Annotated in this window: 10 protein-coding genes and 3 pseudogenes; 6 read left to right on the top strand and 7 right to left on the bottom strand. The window is 69.3% G+C overall.

Annotated elements, in window-relative coordinates; all coding sequences use genetic code 11:
• Positions 1-1,891, bottom strand: a 1,891-nt coding sequence (locus G5C60_RS31620; RefSeq protein WP_241267220.1) for a sensor histidine kinase, incomplete at its 3' end; no start/stop codon positions are given.
• 865 nt (positions 1,892-2,756) lie between these two features.
• On the opposite strand from G5C60_RS31620, the gene G5C60_RS31615 reads away from it, so the two are divergent.
• Entirely contained in the window at positions 2,757-3,236 is a 480-nt protein-coding gene (locus tag G5C60_RS31615; RefSeq protein ID WP_165264432.1) for a class I SAM-dependent methyltransferase, read from the top strand.
• A gap of 248 nt (positions 3,237-3,484) precedes the next feature.
• On the opposite strand, the pseudogene G5C60_RS31610 reads toward G5C60_RS31615, so the two are convergent.
• Positions 3,485-4,366: pseudogene (locus G5C60_RS31610) on the bottom strand (IS481 family transposase); the annotation flags it as partial.
• Between the two features lie 135 nt (positions 4,367-4,501).
• Complete coding sequence (locus G5C60_RS31605; protein WP_165264431.1) at positions 4,502-5,212, bottom strand: SDR family oxidoreductase; 711 nt, start codon at positions 5,210-5,212, stop codon at positions 4,502-4,504.
• A 90-nt stretch (positions 5,213-5,302) separates the two neighbouring features.
• Between G5C60_RS31605 and G5C60_RS31600 the strand changes: the two genes are divergently transcribed.
• The 4 genes and pseudogenes from G5C60_RS31600 to G5C60_RS31585 all read left to right on the top strand — a co-directional run.
• Positions 5,303-5,896, top strand: coding sequence for a TetR/AcrR family transcriptional regulator (locus tag G5C60_RS31600; RefSeq protein ID WP_165264430.1), 594 nt, complete (start codon positions 5,303-5,305; stop codon positions 5,894-5,896).
• A gap of 3 nt (positions 5,897-5,899) precedes the next feature.
• Positions 5,900-6,721, top strand: a complete 822-nt coding sequence (locus tag G5C60_RS31595; protein WP_165264429.1) for an SDR family NAD(P)-dependent oxidoreductase — start codon at positions 5,900-5,902, stop codon at positions 6,719-6,721.
• A pseudogene (locus tag G5C60_RS31590) lies at positions 6,721-7,068 on the top strand (transposase); the annotation flags it as partial. The gene G5C60_RS31595 and the pseudogene G5C60_RS31590, both read left to right, overlap by 1 nt.
• Before the next feature lie 29 nt (positions 7,069-7,097).
• Positions 7,098-7,286 (top strand): annotated as a pseudogene (locus G5C60_RS31585) (IS5/IS1182 family transposase); the annotation flags it as partial.
• A 279-nt stretch (positions 7,287-7,565) separates the two neighbouring features.
• On the opposite strand, the gene G5C60_RS31580 reads toward G5C60_RS31585, so the two are convergent.
• Complete coding sequence (locus tag G5C60_RS31580) at positions 7,566-9,314, bottom strand: tetratricopeptide repeat protein (protein ID WP_165264427.1); 1,749 nt, start codon at positions 9,312-9,314, stop codon at positions 7,566-7,568.
• Between the two features lie 306 nt (positions 9,315-9,620).
• Between G5C60_RS31580 and G5C60_RS52430 the strand changes: the two genes are divergently transcribed.
• Positions 9,621-10,130 carry a hypothetical protein gene (locus G5C60_RS52430; protein WP_241267219.1) on the top strand — a complete coding sequence of 170 codons (510 nt, stop codon included), beginning with the start codon at positions 9,621-9,623 and terminating at the stop codon, positions 10,128-10,130.
• Positions 10,131-10,636: 506 nt separating this feature from the next.
• On the opposite strand, the gene G5C60_RS31570 is transcribed toward G5C60_RS52430, so the two are convergent.
• The 3 genes from G5C60_RS31570 to G5C60_RS31560 form a co-directional block, all read right to left on the bottom strand.
• Positions 10,637-11,671 carry a response regulator transcription factor gene (locus G5C60_RS31570; RefSeq protein ID WP_165264426.1) on the bottom strand — a complete coding sequence of 345 codons (1,035 nt, stop codon included), beginning with the start codon at positions 11,669-11,671 and terminating at the stop codon, positions 10,637-10,639.
• Positions 11,672-11,728: 57 nt separating this feature from the next.
• Entirely contained in the window at positions 11,729-15,430 is a 3,702-nt protein-coding gene (locus G5C60_RS31565) for a S8 family peptidase (RefSeq protein WP_165264425.1), read from the bottom strand.
• Positions 15,431-15,663: 233 nt separating this feature from the next.
• Positions 15,664-16,665 (bottom strand): response regulator transcription factor, encoded by a 1,002-nt coding sequence (locus tag G5C60_RS31560; RefSeq protein ID WP_165264424.1) that lies wholly within the window; start codon positions 16,663-16,665, stop codon positions 15,664-15,666.
• Positions 16,666-16,679 lie beyond the last annotated feature (14 nt).

Genomic DNA, 16,679 nt, shown 5'->3' with positions numbered 1-16,679 from the left:
CGTGCGGGGTGCGCACCGCGGAGGTGGCCGCGGCGGGGACGGGGGCGGGGTCGGCCGCCAGCCAGCCCAGCCCCTCGTCCACATAGGCTGCGGCGCGGCCGGGCCGACCGCCTCCGCCTTCCCCGGGGGGTCCGGTGCCGGCCGTGGGCGGGGCCGGACCGGGCCAGTGGGCGGTGGCGAAGGGGAGGTCTACGGTGACGGTGGTGCCCTGGCCGAGGCGGCTGTCCACGCCGACGGTGCCGCCGTGCGCTTCCACCAGGTCCTTGACCAGCACCAGGCCGAGGCCGCTGCCCTCGTGGGAGCGGGAGCGGGCGCCGCGCACCCTGTGGAAGCGCTCGAACAGGCGCGGCAGCTCGTCCGCGGGGATGCCGGTGCCGGTGTCGGTCACGGTCAGCCTGGCCCGGTCGCCAGCCGCGGCCACCTGCACCTGGGCGCCGCCGGTGAAGGTGAACTTCAGGGCGTTGCTGAGCAGGTTGAGGATGATCTTCTCCCACATCTCCCGGTCCAGGGGCACCGGCTTGGGCAGCGGCGGGCAGTCCACCTCCAGCGTCAGCCCGGCCGTCTCGAAGGCGGAGCGGAACACTCCGGCCAGCTTGGCCGTGGCACCGGCGAGGTCGACCGGCTCGAGGGCCGGGCGCGTCTGCCCGGCCTCGGCCCGGGCGACGTCCAGGAGGGTGTTGACCTGCTTCAGCAGGCGCAGGGCGCCGCGCTCGGCCAGCTCCAGCTGCGCGCGCCGCTCGGGCCGGTCCTCGTCGGCCAGGGCCTGCTGGAGCGGGCCCAGGAGCAGGGTGAGCGGGGTGCGGAACTCGTGGCTGACGTTGGCGAAGAAGGTGGTCTTGGCTCGGTCGAGCTCGGCCAGCGCCTCCGCGCGCCTGCGCTGCTCTTCGTGCGCGAGCGCGGCCGACAGTGCCCCGGCCACAGCTGAGGCGAGCACCTCCAGGAAGTCGTGGTAGGCCCCGGCCGGGGGGAAGCAGGGGTTGACGCCCACCACCATGACGCCCTCCACCTGGCCCGCGCAGTGCAGCGGAAGGGCCAGCGCCTGCTCGACCGGGAGCCGGGAGGCCGCGGCGTGCTGCCCGGCCGTGCTGCCGCCGGTGAACGCGGCGGCCGGCAGCGTGGCCGGGGCACCGTCGGCGACCACCTGCGCCAGCCGGGCCGCCGCCTCCGACCCGTCGGCCGTACTCAGCGAGACGGTGTCGGGCGCCGACTGGAGCCCGGTGGAGGCCGCCGGCCGTTGCATCCCTGGCTCGGAGGCCAGGTACAGGCCCAGAAACGGGATCTCGTCGGGGTAGGAGCGCGCCACCTCGGCGACCACGCGGGCGACCTCGCCCGGAGTGGGCAGCCCGGCCGTGCGCGTGCCGGTCTCGCTCAGCAGGCGCAGCCGGCGCTCGCCCAGTACCCGGCCGGTGGTCTCGGTGAGGATCTGCAGCACGCCGCCGGCGGTGCCGTCATCCAGCAGCACGGGCTGGAAGGCGGAGTCGAAGTAGCACTGCTCCAAAAAGCCGTGGCGCTCCATGATGAGCAGCTCATCCGGGACCAACAGGGGCTTGCGGGTGTCGGTCACATAGTGGAAGTGGGAGCTCACGGGGTGGGCCCAGACCTCGGGGAACACTTCCTTATAGGGCCTGCCGAGCGCCCAGGGGTGTTTGGCGCCGACAATGGGTGTGGAGCCCAGGTTGTACAGCGTGGCGAATTCGGGCCCCCAGTACAGAGCCATCCCATGATCAGAGGTGAGCATGAGGCGCAGGGTGTCCACCAGGGGCCCCGGCCAGGAGACGGGGGGCCCGAGCGGCGTCGCCGCCCAGTCGATCCCTGCCAGAAGCTCGCCGAACGCGCCGCCCTCGGCGAACACCCGGGCCGCCGCGGTGCGCGGGTCATCGGGCCGGGTCATCGAGAAATCTTCCTCCTGGCGCCTGTGTGATCCGCCCGCGCCTCCCGAGGCTGCCGACGGCCACTCGCTGCGGACCTCCCGGGCAGATCGGATGCCGGATCCGACAGTTCTGACGACACTTCTGCCCGAATTACCCGTTAAGACAATTAAAATCCTATTTGCATGGCAGTGTACGCCTGCATCCACACGCCGACGGCGGTGATCGTCGACTCGCAGTCCCTACGGGCGGCCGACGCGGTCGGCGCCGACGGACAAGGCCGGGACCGCGCGAAGAAGGCGGTGGACCGCAGAGGGCACGTGGCCGTGGACTGCCTGGGCTTACGCCACGGGCTTCGTCGTCCAGCCCAACCGCTCACCGGCGAAGCCGCCCCGACCTGGCGTGACCCGACCCCGTGGGACCAAAGATCTCTGACCACGGCGCGGTCTTCGGCCACGCCGAGCCAGACGCACTCAACTCGCCAGTGGCCCGGGACACTGCATCCACACCACCCTGGCGGCAACGCACCGTGACCACAGCGCACACCACTTGGAGAAGAATGCGCACGGCCAAGCGGCCCAACCAGTGCGCAGGAAGCCCGGATTCCGGCGTTTCCGCAGGAACCAGTGCGTACGAAGTCGCGGATCCTACAGGGGTGCCGCACCGTGGTACGGCACCCCGGCCACTCCCAGGAGCGAGATACATGGACGCCAACAGGATGCGCAGGCCCCCCAGTTCGCGAGGGCGGAACAAGCACGACTGCATGGGCTGGCAGGTACGACAGCCACCCCGGAATTCACGGGTGCACGCGATAGCGCGGCCTACTGGGAGCCGTTATGGGCCTCAGGCCGCCGCTACCGCCCACTCATCGACACGGAGACCGCGCTGATGGCGAAGTACCTCGGAATCGGGGGCGGCCGTACGGCCCTCGACATCGGCTGTGGCGATGGCGCGCTCGCCCGCTACCTGCACGAGCACCTTGGCTACCGGACAACCGGCATCGACTGCGCGCCGACCGCCGTCGCCCTCGCGGCCGACCAGCACGCCGACGTCGAGGGCCTCAGGTTTCAACTACTGGACTTCGCGACCGGCGACCTGCACGAACTGCCCTGTTCGTCCTATGCGCTGATCACCTGTCGGCTCGCCTACAAGTTCATCGGTGACAAGCCGCGTTTCCTCGACCGCGTACGGCACCTGCTCACCCCTGGCGGCATGGTCTGGGTCGTCGCTGAGCCGGCCGACCGCCTCGAAGGCGCAGCCATCGCACGGGGGTTGACCAGGACCGAGGTCGAGGAGCTCACCACCGGCCGGCCGACCGTCCACGTCGAGGACCTCGACCGGCTGATCTGTTTCCGGCTCGACTCCTGACCCCGAGATTGGACCTCTGAACGGGAGACACCCTGGTAAACAGCGATGTTATTGGTAACCCCGGCTATCGGAAGTTGAGGAATCCTTGGCCGTACGACGGTGCTTGCTCCCCACATGTCGCTGCCCTGAAGGTGAGTGAGGGATCCGCCTTACGGCTTGTGCCGTGGTTGACCGGTTGGACTGCGACTTCAGGCCGTCATGCACCGGTCTGCCAAGCATGCCACCTCGCTGGCGGCACGGCGTCGGCGGCGGACGCGTTGATCTTCAGATAGCCAGGTGTGGGCGTAGAGGAATTCCTCGGCGATGATCCGGTTATAGCGCTCCACCTTGCCGTTGTGTCGCGGGGTGTAGGGCGTGATCCGCTGGTGGCGTGACCCGAGGACTGCTCGGGCGAACGCGTTGGCGCGGTAGCAGGCTCCGTTGTCGGTGACGATCCGTTCGATGTGGATGATGCCGTGGGCGGCGAACCATGCTCTCGCCCTGTGCATGAACGCGATGGCGGTTGCTGCTTTCTCGTCGGGCAGGGCCTCGGTGTAGGCGAGTCGGCTGAACCCGTCGACGGCGGAGTGGAGGTAGATGTAGCCGCCGCGCTCGCTCTTCTACTTGCGACGCTCGACGTTCTTGGCCTGTTCGCTGCCGCGTCCGTGGGCTCTCCAGCCGCCGCCGTCAGGGATCCGGCCGACCTTCTTCACATCGACGTGGACCATGTGCCCGGGGCGGCGCGCGGTGATCTTCCGCGGCTCCCGGTTCGATTGGCCGTTCGGGTCGATGAACTTGCGGTGGTTCAGCCCGACCGCGAGCAGGTGCCGTGACACTGTGCGGCGACTGATCGTGACGCCCTCCGTCTGGAGCTCGAACGCGATCCGGGACGCCGACCATTTCTGGTCGCGTCGGAGGTCCTCGATCCGGGCCACGACAGCGGCGTCTGTCGCGGTCGGCTGGCGGCGCGGCGTTGAAGGAAGATCGTGCAAGCCCAGCTCACCGTGGCGGTGGTAGCGGTTGACCCACTTCGATGCGCAGGCGCGGGATATCCCCATCTCCGCTGCGACGTGGGCGACCGGCCGCGTCTTGCATCGCTCGACGAGTCGACGGCGTCCTTCGATGGATAGAGGTGCGTTGGCGTGCGTCACGAGAAGGCTCCTTGAGGCGGCGCAGAACGGGGTCGCGAGCCGCTGCTCGCGACCCCGTTCTGCATGCAGGCCATCACTTGCTCGCCGAAGCCGTTTGCCACGGCGGTGCGGCGGCTCGGCAATGGTGAAGAAGTGTCAGGCGGTGAGGCGTGCGCCGCCGTCTGTTTCGATGACGGTGCCGGTGATGTTGGGGTTGGTGGCCAGCAGCACGATGGCCTCGGCGACATCCGGGGCGGTGGCTATGCGCTTGGTGGGCAGGGCGTCGGCGGCCTGCTTGAAGAACCCGGATCGGTCCTCGGCGGCGAGATCGTCCCACCAGGGCGTGTCCACGTATCCCGGCGAGACGGCGTTCACCCGGATCGGCGCCAGTTCGGCGGCGAGCGGTTGGACGAGCCCTTCGACGGCGGCGTTGAGCGAGCCGATCCCGGCTGTGCCGGGCAGGGCCGCCCTCGCTGTGACGGCTCCGACGAGGGTGATCGAGGCGTCCTCGCTGAGGTGAGCGAGCGAGGCCTGGAGTGCGGTGACGGTGGGCCAGTACTTCTCCTCGAACGCCTGCCGCAGGCCATCGAGCGGCAAGTCGCCGAGCGGGCCGGCGCCGCCCTTGCCGGCGAGGGTGATGACGAGGTGGCGGATCGGGGCGATCCTCGCCGCGAGCGACGCGGCCGCCTCCGCGTCGGCGGCGTCGAGGAGGTGCCCGTGGACGTCTCCGTCGATGGCCGCCGTCGCCCGATTGAGCCGCTCTGTGTTTCGTCCGGCGATGTGGACCGCGTGTCCTCGGCTGGCGAGTTGCCGGGCGACCGCCAGGCCGACCCCCGACGTGCCACCAATCACGAGTGCAGTGGACATGCTCACTCCTTATTTCGAGACGTCACGTCTCACATGAGCGTAGCATCATTTCGAGACACGACGTCTCGATAATGGGTTAGGCTGGCACGCATGACCGGCGCTACGACACCCGCCCGCGGCCGCAAGCGGAGCGAGCAGACGAGGGTTGCGATCCTCACCGCGGCCTACGAGCTCACGATCGAGGTCGGCTTCCCAGACCTCACCATCGAGGGCATCGCCGCCCGCGCCGGGGCAGGCAAGCAGACCCTGTACCGCTGGTGGCCCACAAAGGCGGACGTCCTGCTCGAAGCCCTGGCGCTCAAGGCAGACCTGAAGGTCTCAACCGCGGACCAGGGTTCATTCGACGCGGAGCTGGACGCGTTCCTGCGTGGCTCCGCCGCCCTGATGGCCTTCCCGGGGGTGGTCCCCGTCCTGCGCTCCTTGATGGCCGAGGCGCAGCGCGACGCAGACTTCCGGCACCGCTTCCAGGACGGCTTCCTGAACAAACGCAGGGCTGCGCTCGAGACCATCGTCGAGCGGGCTGCGGCCCGAGGCGACAAGCCCGCTCACCTGACGGCAGCCTTCGCCGCCGACCTGGTGTTCGGCCTGATCTGGTACCGGGTCCTCGCCACCGAGCGCCTGCTCGACCAAGACGACATCACCGCCATCCGACGACTGCTGCACGAACACCCCGGCGAGGAGTAGCGCATGCCCGATCGAACCATCGTCATCACTGGAGCAACCGACGGGCTTGGCCGCGCACTCAGCGGCGCCCTCGCACGCCAGCCCGCAACGACGCTCATCCTCCACGGGCGCAACCAGAGCCGGCTCGACGAACTGGCCACCACGCTTGCCGATGCACCGGCCTCGATCCACACGGTCCGGGCCGACTTCTCCGAGCTGGCGCAAGTGCACCGCCTTGCGGACGAGATCACCGAGTTCACCGATCACATCTCGGTGCTGGTCAACAACGCCGGCATCGGCGGCGGCGAACCCGACGGGACCGACCGCCAGCTCACCCTCGACGGGCACGAGCTCCGCTTCGCGGTCAACCATCTCGCCCCGTTCGCGCTGACCCGGCGCTTGCTGCCGCTGCTCGACCGCGGCGCGCCCGCCCGTATCGTCAACGTCGCTTCGATCGGCCAGACCCCGATCAACTTTGACGACCCCACCCTCGAACACGGCTACTCGGGCATGCGCGCCTACGGCCAGTCCAAACTGGCGATGATCGCCACGGGCTTCGTGCTTGCCCGACAACTCGACCCGCACCGGGTCACGGTCAACAGCCTGCACCCGGCCACCTTTATGCCGACCAAGATGGTCCTGGATTCGGTCGGTTACAGCATCGACGCCCTCGAAGACGGCCTGCAGGCCACCCTGCGCCTCATCCTCGCCCCCGCACTCGAAGGGGTGACCGGGCAGTTCTACGACCGCACCCGTGCCGCAAGGGCACACGCCGATGCCTACGATCCGAGCATCCAGCAGAAGCTCTGGGACCTCAGCACCAGACTCACCAAGCGTCCCGAATGACCCTCGAAGATCCAACGGCACTGCCCAACCCCCCGGCCGGCGCCATCAACGTCATGACCCGCAACACCTATTCGTCCCGCGCGATCCGGGAACACCTGCGAAAGCGCGGCATCCGGGCGGTGATCCCGGTCCCGGCGGACCAGCGAGGCCACCGGCTGCGACGGGGCAGCCGTGGAGGCAGGCCGCCGGCCTTCGACCGCGAGACCTACAAGCAGCGCAACACCGTCGAGCGATGCATCAACCGCCTGAAACAGTGGCGCGGGATCGCCACCCGCTACGAGAAGACCGCAACCATCTACCTGGCCGGACTCCACGTGGCAGGCATCTTCCTCTGGTCCGCCCGCTGATCCAAACGAAACTGCCTAGCTGACAGGAACCCCCTGGAAGACGGCCTCTGACAGGACGTCACGTGGGCACCCCCGCCGCCCTGTCCGCGGCCCGGGCACCCGTCGAACGAGGCATGGCACGGCTGAAGTCCTGGCAGATCTTCCACAGATCCCGCATCAGCCCCAACCGCATGAGCGTCATCACCAAAGCCGTTCTCACCCTGGAGAGGCAACGCTGAAAACGCTCACTGGCCCGAAGTTCAGCCGGTCGATACCTCCTTCACGTGGCTGTCCTCACTTACTTGGTGCGACCTCGTGTCGCACACCTCCAGTGATAGATGGCCGGAGACGGTGATGGGCCTGCTGGTGAGGGGAGTGTGCTCAAGGGCGGTTGGCCAGTCTGCTCAGCGATTTCTGGCCACTCCGGTTATCGTTGCGTATTCCCCGCCGCGGCTTGCCGATCAAGGGACTTCGATGTACGTGATTCGGAGGCGGGCCCGAACCTGAGCGTGCAGTTCCTAGGTGGCGGGCGATGTCCGTGCCCCCGTCGAGGGCAGACGGTATACGAACGTCGGGAAGCCCTTTCCCGTCGCCTGCCCCCAGGCCCGTACGACCGCGTCCCCATGTCCAGCGCGGGCATCCGCGAAAGCAGTGACGCACCGGGCGTGGACGTCGGTGCGACCGGTGCGGCGGGTCAGTGCGAGGAGGGAACGTAGCTCAGCGGCCGCTTCGGCGAAGCGGCCGGCGGAAAGGTGGGCCCTCGCCGCCTCGTCGAGCGAGACGGCGAGGCCTGACTGAGCAGCAGCGAGGGCGGAAGACTGCCCGTCAGCCTCGGCGCTTTCCATCGCATCCTGCGATATGGATTCCGACTCCTCGTAGCAGGCGACAGCCGCCACGTGCTCGCCGCTACGGCGCAGAGCGCCGCCGAGGACTCGCAGACGGCGGGCGGTCAGGGCGTGATAGGTCGGCCAGTCGGACTCGGCCAGGCGCCGGGTGAGGGCTACCGCCTCGCGAGCGACGGTCACAGCGTCGTCGAAGGCGCCGTCGTCCTGACGGCACAGACTCAAGTTGGCCAGGACGCGCGCGAGTTGTGGTTCATACGCAGCGGGCTCGCGGTCTGCGGCACGCCGGTAGGCAGCCACACTGCGCTCTGTCGCCCTTACAGCCGCGAGCCGCTCCCCTGTGGCCTCGTGGCAGTCGGCCAGCCGCTCAAGGTGTTCGGCGAGAAGGGGGTCGTAGACCTCCGGCTGCTCGGCAGCGAGAGAGGCGCACAGGTCCGCCAGCTCCCGGCGGGTGCCCAACTCTTCGGCGAGCTCCCCCAGTTCGCCGACGAGGTCTGCCAGACCGGCGAGTGTCACGGTCAGCCACCGCCGGCCCTCTGTCCGGTCCCGGTCGGTCAGGGTGCGGGCCTCGGCGACGGCCTTGTCGGCGGTCGTACGCGCCGTAGGCAGGTTGCCGGTGACCTCGTGACAGTGAGCCAGGTCCGTCAGAAGCCGGATGCGCAGCGGCCCGACGATGTCCGGGAAGGTCCACGCGAGAACGCTGTCGGCTGCCTCCCACGCCTGCCTGCCGACGGTCAGGGCCTCCTCGTAACGGCCCAAGTCCCCCAATCGGGTGGTCAATTCGCTCAGCACGCGTGCCCGTAGCGGCAGCACGCGCCCCAACTCCCGCAGCGACATGTCTCGCAACAGCGCGGCGCACTCCTCGTAAGCGGCCACGGACTCCTCCGTACGGCCGAGGGTGCCCAACACCAGCGCGTATGTGCGCAGCGCGCCGGGTAGGCCGCCCAGCGCCCGCTCCTGGCGCGTGGGGAGCAGGCGGCGGTACGCTGCCACGCATTTCCTCGCCGATGCCATCGCCTCGTCGAGCCGTCCAAGGGCAAACAGCGCCTGTGTCCGAACGTGCAGCAAGGCCGCCCGCTGCGCCGGCGACCACCCCGCGCCCGGTACGGCCAGCGACGCGTCCATCGCAGTGCACGCCTGTTCATGGCGGCCGATGAGCAGGAGCGCGGAAGTGTGCAGAGTCAGGGCACGGGCCAGAAGATCCCGGTGCCGCTGACGCGGGCCCTCCGCGTCGACCAGCGTCTGGTACACGACAACCACCTCCTCGGCCCAGGCCAGCCGGCTCTTCGGCGACGGCGGCCGCAGTAGCACCCAGCCAGGGGCGAGGCAGTGCATCAATGCGGCGCCGTGTAGCGGCCCGCCCACCCGTGGGCTCAGCCGGGCCGCTGCACGCGGCAACGGCAGCAGTGTGCGTACCAGCCCCATCAACGCCTCCACTTGGATCGTTAACCAGAGGACGGCCCAGCACCCACTGCGGTTTCCTCCGCCAGGAGGACGATCGGCTCGGCGATCAGGTCCGGAACGACGTCACGAACGAGCGGACCATCCTGCTCCACGATGAGCAGGGCAGCCCGAGCGGCCAAATTTCATCGCGCATAGCCATATATCACTGAGCGTCACACCTGTCCCGAGGTCCTGCCCCGGGTGGTCCCCCACCTCGCTGGGTCGCGACCTCGTGGAACACGTGCTGTCGCTCTTGATTCATTAGAACGGATGTACGAATATCGGGTCGTGACTGCAAGACCGGTGGCGAGGGTGCGTTCGGGGGGCGGCGCCGGTGAGTCGGCGTCGTCCTCGCCGCTGAGTGCTCTGCTGCCGGGCGGACGGATCCGCCCCGGCACGGCGGCAAGCGCCGGCGGGGACATGCCGCTGCTGCTCGCGCTGGCGGCGGAAGCGTCCACGGAGGCCGTCGGCTGGGCCGCGGTGGGCTTGCCGCAGATGGGGGCGCTCGCGGCCGAGGCCGCAGGGCTTGACCTGGCGAGCGGCATGCGGATCGACGACCCGGGCCGGCAGTGGGCGCAGGTCCTGGCCACCGTCGCCGAGGCGGTCCCCGTCGTCCTGGTAGGGCCGCTGGGAGACGTGCCCGACCGGATCGCACGGCGGCTGGCCGCCGTACTGCGGCGCAGCGGAACCATCCTGCTGGCCGCCGGCCCGTGGCAGGGCGCCGAGGCGCACCGGCAGTTGGGGGATAGCGGACGTTCAGCCGAACGTGTCAACCATGTCCGGAGCACAAACGGTTAAGCATCTCCTGAGACCTCACACCGACAGCCTCCTTCCTCAAGTACGAGCCGCTCTCGACTCGTCAGTCGAACGCGTCGGTTTCGCTCAGGACGACTGGTCTTCGCCTGCCCGCAGCAGCGCTGCCATGCCCACCCATGACCGACGAAGCCGGTGCCAAGCGCGGAAGCTCGGCTCGGATCCCGGGTCGATCGCAACGTCGGATTTCAGGGGAGGTGGCGATCTCAAGTACCGCAACCGAAGCATGTGGACTGAGGTGCTTCACCAACTGCGAGTTAGTGCCTATTTGTATCCCTCGGCACGCCTCTGACCAGGCGTTTTGTGTGGTTGGTCGAGAGTGAGGCCAAACGGCGGCGGTGAATAGGGTTAAGAACGGCAATCGAAGCATGTCTCAGTACGTGCTGCGCAGCCTGATCCGTAAGTAAGCGATCAAGTAAGCGTTCCGGCACGGCAGTCGAGGGGCCGCATCCCTGGTAGGACACAGGGGTGCGGCCCCTCGCGTCATGCCGTCACACCCAGCCTCGCTGCGCCGCCCGCAACCCCAGCTGGAACCGGCTCGCCGCGCCCAGCCGCTCCTGGAGATCGCTCACCCGCCGACGCAGCGTCCGCAGGCTGACTCCCAGGTGTCGGGCCACCGCCTCGTCCTTCATTCCGGCGGCGAGAAGCCGCGTCAACGCCCGCTCGCCCTCGGTGAGTTCACCGTCGGTGACCGGCTGACCCAGCACCGTCGCCTGCTGCCAGGCCAGCTCGAAGAGTTTCTGCAGCGCCTCGGTCACCGCCGAGTGCCGTACGACCACGGCACAGTAGCCGCCCGCGGCCGACGCGGTCAGCGGCAGCATCGCCGTGCGGCCGTCGACCACCAGCAGTTTGACCGGCACGGTGGGCAGCACCCGGGCCTGCTCGCCGAGTTCGACCATCTTCCAGGCGTGGTACAGCACGTCCGGGTCCTCCAGGGCGGTGGCCGCGTACACCGTGCGGTAGACGACGCCGCGGCTCATCAGATCCGCCTGGAGGTCCAACTGCGGGGTGCGCGGGGCGAGATACGGGGGAGTGTCGAAGACACACACCTCGCGCTCGGCGCGGGCGTACAGCTCCTCCAGGCGCGCGGCGTTGGCGCCCTCGCCCGACACGACGTCGAGCAGGCGCGACGGTTCCTCGCGCAGCAGCCCCGCCTCGTACGCGGTCGCCATTTCGTCGGCGGTGGCGGCGAGCAGCTCGGACTCGGTCTCGCGCCGCCGGATCAGCGCCCGGATCGCCACCCGCGGATCCACGGCCCGTAACCCGCCGGTGGAATCGGGCGGCTGGAGCAGACCGAGCGTGAGCAGCCGGTCGCAGGCCTCGCGCACCCGGGCCGGGGACGCGTCGGTGAGCCGCGCCCAGCCGCCCGCGCCCGCATCGGGCTGATGGAGAATCGCCTGGTACAGCAGCTCATCGAACGTGGAGACCCCCACCGCGGCCCAGGGGCTCGCGGCGGGGGTCTGTCTGAGTGCCGGCTGTCTGAGTGGCGTCTGTCTGTGTGCCGAGTCGTATGCCGTGTTCACCATGGCCCGGCACGCTAGAGGATCTTTGTTAAGGCTGCCGCACCGCTTTTGGCGGCGCTCCTACTTCAGGCCATACGCCCGCATTACGGTCTGATCGACCTGGTTTCCGGCGCCGTCGGAGGCCTGTACGCGCAGCGACACGAACTCCGCGCCCTTCGGGTGCTTGATCTCGGCCTCGCCGTTCCGGACCTTCGTCTCCTTCCAGGACGCGCCGTCGTCGTACGAGACCCAGGCCTTGAGGGCCTTGGCCTTGACACTTCCCTCCTGATCCCGGAGGGAGAGCCCGAGCTCCAACTCCCGCTTGGACTCAGCACGGTTGAGGAGGTCGAGCCCGTCCAGGTCATAGTCGACGGAGAGCAGGGGCAACGCCGTCTCCTCATCGGTGTGCGCCGAGGCGAAGGACCATTCGGTGTGGGTGCTCGTCGAGTACGGCGTCCAGTCGGCCTTGCGCTGCGTGTCGAGCACGAAGCGGTACGAGGCCTTCGCCGCCGGGACGTCGAACACGCCGTACCCGCCGACCGTCGAGTCGCCGACCAGCTGCCCGTCCGCGTAGAGCTTGCCCTGCGCGGTGTCGCCGGCGTCTCTGACGTACCCGTAGTGACCGGACATCGAATCGCTCAACTCCGCCACCTGGAGGGTGAGTTTGTCGCCGGTGCGCTCCGAGAGGCCGTACTCGGTGCTCGTCGCCGGGCGTACGACCTGGCGCAGCCAGTCCTCGCTCGGCTGGGTGCCCGCCTTGCCGTAGGTCCGCAGGGTGTTCCACTGGCCCCCGTTCGCCTCCCAGGACGGGTAGACGGTGTGCCAGACGCGGGTGTCGGGGCTCACGTTGAAGTACTCGGTACGTTCCCGGCCGAGTTGCATGTAGTCGCTGGTCTCGACCGCGACCAGCTGCCAGGGGCGGAAGGTGTAGACGGTGTCGGCCCCCAACTCGCCCGCCCTGCCCGCGTGGTAACGGCTCGTCACCTTCGCCGTGGTGGAGCGGTCCAGGGTGTACGTCTGGTCCGGCGAGATCGCTCCGGACTGCGGGAGGGTCACGTTGTAGACGTACGGGCTGACCTCTGTGCCGCCCAGCTTGAGCGTGACCTTCTTGCCGCTCTTCAGCAGGGTGGTGAGCTTCTCGCCGTCCTCGCCGGTGGCGACCATCACCGGCATCGTCGTCGCCCTGTCCACGGCCGTGATCCAGTGGCCGGCCTTCTTGCGGTACGCGATCAGATAACTCGCGCCCGCCTTGGTCGCGTTGGCCATCGCCTCGTCCGGCCCCCACGTGTCGGCGGCGACCCCGACCACCACCGCCTTGCCCTTGACGTCGAGTCCCTCGAAGTCGGCCGCCGTGCCGGCGCCCGCGTCCACCGCCTGCACCTTCCGGTCACCCGTGATCTTCACCGGGAAGCCGTTGTACGTCTGCGTGTAGTCGAGCGGCAGCGCGTACTTCTCGGGACTGGTGACGCTCGCCGTCAACTCCTTCGCGTACAAACGGAACTTGGCGTAGAACTCGAGGGTTCCCTCGGTGACCTTCTCGGTCGGCGTCACATAGATGTGCTCGGTCCAGGGGCCTTGGCTGTACGTCAACCCCCAGGAGCTGCCGGGCCCTTCGCGGTGCCAGGAGGTACTGAAGCCCTGGTGCTCGGTGTCCTCCTTGGTCTTCGGCTTGATCTCCACCGCCTTGCGGGCGTCGAGCGTGATCTCGGTGTCCCCGTCGACCTTGATCTCGGGATTACCGACGACCGACGTGCCGACGGCCACGCCGCCCGCGTCCGCGTCGTAGATCCAGGTGGCCATGGAGTACGTACCGGCCGGGACCTCCCAGGTCCCGGTGGCGCCCACGTTGCCGTAGGCGTTGGCGTAGGCGCCATTGAGCTCCTGCAACGTGTAGAGCGACGCCCTGGTGGTCGGCTTGCCGTCGCGGCCCACCAGGGAGACCTTCAGGTCGTACTTCTTCGGCTGCTTCTCGAAGCCGACACCCGTCGTGACCAGGACGCCGTCGGCGGTCGCGGTGATGTGGCCCGCGTACCGGCCCTGCGCCTGCTTCGCCGGGTCGACGCCGACCGGGACGGTGGCGGTGCCCTTCGCGGGCACGGTCACGGTGCCGGCCCCCAGGGTGACACCGGCGAGGCTCGACGAGAGCTTCAACTCCACGGGCGCGTCAGTGGTGTTGGTGTAGGTGATGTCCTTGCTGTCGACCTCGGTGTCGCCGTCCTCGTACTTGCCGAAGCTCAGCGCCGAGGTCGCGAAGACGTTCTGGGTGACCGCCCGCACGGCGTCGACGCGGCCGTCTCCCTGCTCGAACACGGAGTTGTCGGCGTTCGTCTTCGCGGTACTGGCCAGGGCCTGCTTGATCTGCTCGCCCGTCCAGTCCGGATGGGCCTGCGCGACCAGCGCCGCCGCGCCCGCCACGTGCGGGGTCGCCATCGAAGTGCCGTTGGCCGCCGTGTAGTTGTCGTCGAGCGGCGTGCCCATGGCGGTACCGGAGGCGCGGGCCGCCGTGATGCCGACGCCGGGCGCGGTGATCTCCGGCTTGACCGCGTAGTCGCCGCGGCGCGGGCCACGACTGGAGAACGAGGCGAGCTTGTCGGACTTGTCGACGGCGCCGACCGTGAGCGCCGAGTCGGCGATGCCCGGCGTGCCGACGGTCTGCTCCCGCGGGCCCGAGTTGCCCGAGGCGATCACGAAGAGAGCGCCCGTCGACGCGGACAGCTCGTCCACCGTCTCGCTCATCGGGTCCGAGGGGCCGGAAGCCGTACCGCCGAGGGACATGGAGACGATGTCCGCGCCGGAGTCCGCTGCCCACTGCATGCCGGCGATGATCCACGACGTCTGGCCGGAGCCCGCGTTGTTGAGGACCTTGCCGACCATCAGCTCCGCGCCCGGCGCCACGCCCTTGCGCTTGCCGTCGGCGGCAGCGCCCGAGCCGGCGATCGTGGACGCGACGTGGGTGCCGTGGCCGTGGCCGTCCTGTACCGCCTGATCGGGCACGAAGGTCTTCGATTCCGTGATCTTGCCCGCGAGGTCCGGGTGTCCGGTGTCCGCGCCGGTGTCCAGGACGGCGATCTTGACGCCCTTGCCGTCGTAGCCCGCCTGCCACACCTCGGGAGCGCCGATCTGCGGGACGCTGACGTCGAGGGACGCCTTGACCTTGGCGTCCAGCCAGAGCTTGTCGAGGCCGCCTTCGAGCTGCCTGGCCGCCTTGGCCGTGGGCTCGGCGGCCGTGTTCTCGGCGTCGGGGGCGATGTCCGCCCAGAACTTCTCGGCGGTCGACTTCTTCGCGGTGAGCGCGGCGCCGTCGATGCCGGGCAGGGACAGCGTCCTGCGCGCGCCTTCGGGGGTCGTGTTCCCCTGACGGTAGGTGGCGATCAGCGGGATGGCGCCGGTCTTGGAGTCCGCGTACCCCTGCTTGACGAGCTGGGTGACGTTGAACAGGGCCGGGTCGAGACGGCCCGCCTGAAGCAGCGGGATCGCGTCGTTCGGTACGACGCTGACCTCGCCCTTCTGCTCGCTCGACAGGAAGGTGGCGGACGCGCGGCCCTTGCCGCGCCGGACGTCGACGGCGGACTTGCCGTCGGCGGCGGTGGTGAGGGTGACGGTGTCACCGGTGATGAGGGTGACGGTCTGCGTGCTGGTGCTGCCTGGCGCGGTGACGCTCGGCACGGGCGTGGCACCCGGCTCGGTGACCGGGGACTCGGGGCCGGCCATCGCGGGGGTGATGGCCCCCGCGAGCAGTCCGGCCGCTCCTGCCACGGCCCAGAGGGCGTGGAGTCTTCGCATGTGTGGACTTCCTCCCCTGAACACTGAAATCGCTTCCGGCCTGGTAAGCGGAAGCCAGTGATCAGGGTGGGCGCTGTGGGGAATGCGGCTCAAGGGATTCCTGTGGCCGGAGCGTGCCAATGCCCCCTTCGGCCAAGGCTGTTGGCGGTCGGTCTGATCCGCAATTGATCCGCAAGTAGGCTTTCCTGTACGGAAGTTGGGCCGCACTCCGCACGTGGTGCGGCCCTTCGCGATCAGAGCCAGCCGCGTTGCGAGGCCCGCACCCCCAGCTGGAACCGGCTCGTCGCCCCCAGCCGCTCCTGCAGCTCACTCACCCGCCGCCGCAGGGTCCGCAGGCTCACCCCCAGATGGCGGGCCACCGCCTCGTCCTTCATCCCGGCCGCCAGCAACCTGATCAACGTCCGTTCACCCTCGGGGAGTTCACCGTCGCCGATCGGCTGGCCGAGCGGTGTCGCCTGCTGCCAGGCCATCTCGAAAAGCTGCTGCAGGGCTTCGGTCACCGCCGAGTGCCACACCACGACGGCGCAGTAGCCGCCCGCCGCGGAGGGGGTCAGCGGGAGCATCGCCCTGCGGCCGTCGACCACCAGCAGTTTGACCGGCACGGTGGGCAGCACCCGGGCCTGCTCGCCGAGTTCGACCATCCTCCAGGTGCGGGAGAGGACGTTCGGATCTTCGAGGCCGGCCGTCGCGTAGATCCCGCGAGAGGCGATCCCGCGGCTGAGCAGATCGGCCTGGAGATCCAACTGCCGTGTGGGCGGTGCGAGATACGGAGGCGTGTCGAAGAGGCACACTTCGTGCTCGGCGCGCGCGTACATCTCCTCCAGGCGGGCGGCGATGGCACCCTCGCCGGAAGCGACCTCGATCAGCCGGGACGGCTCCTCACGCAGCAGCCCGGCCTCGTACGCGGTAGCCATCTCCTCGGCGGTGGCGGCGAGCAGTTCGGACACCGTCTCGCGCCGTCTGATCAGCCCGCGGATCGCCACTCTCGGGTCGATCGCGCGTAATCCCCCCATGGAATCCGGCGGCTGGAGCAACCCGACCGCGAGCAGTTGGTTACAGGATTCGCGCACCCTGGCCGGGGAGGCTCCGGTCAGGAGCGCCCAGCCGGCCGCTCCTGCATCGGGCTGGTGGAGGATCGCCCGGTATACCCGCTCGTCGAAGGCGGAGACCCCCACCGCGGCCCAGGGGCTCGCGGCAGGGGTCTGGTCTGCCGTGTCGTATGCCGTGTTCGCCATGGCTCGGCACGGTA

The organism is Streptomyces scabichelini (assembly GCF_011045015.1).
In the GTDB taxonomy this organism is placed as follows: domain Bacteria; phylum Actinomycetota; class Actinomycetes; order Streptomycetales; family Streptomycetaceae; genus Streptomyces; species Streptomyces scabichelini.
The sequence above is the reverse complement of the archived record's forward strand: the minus strand, read 5'-3'. Positions and strand labels throughout refer to the sequence as shown.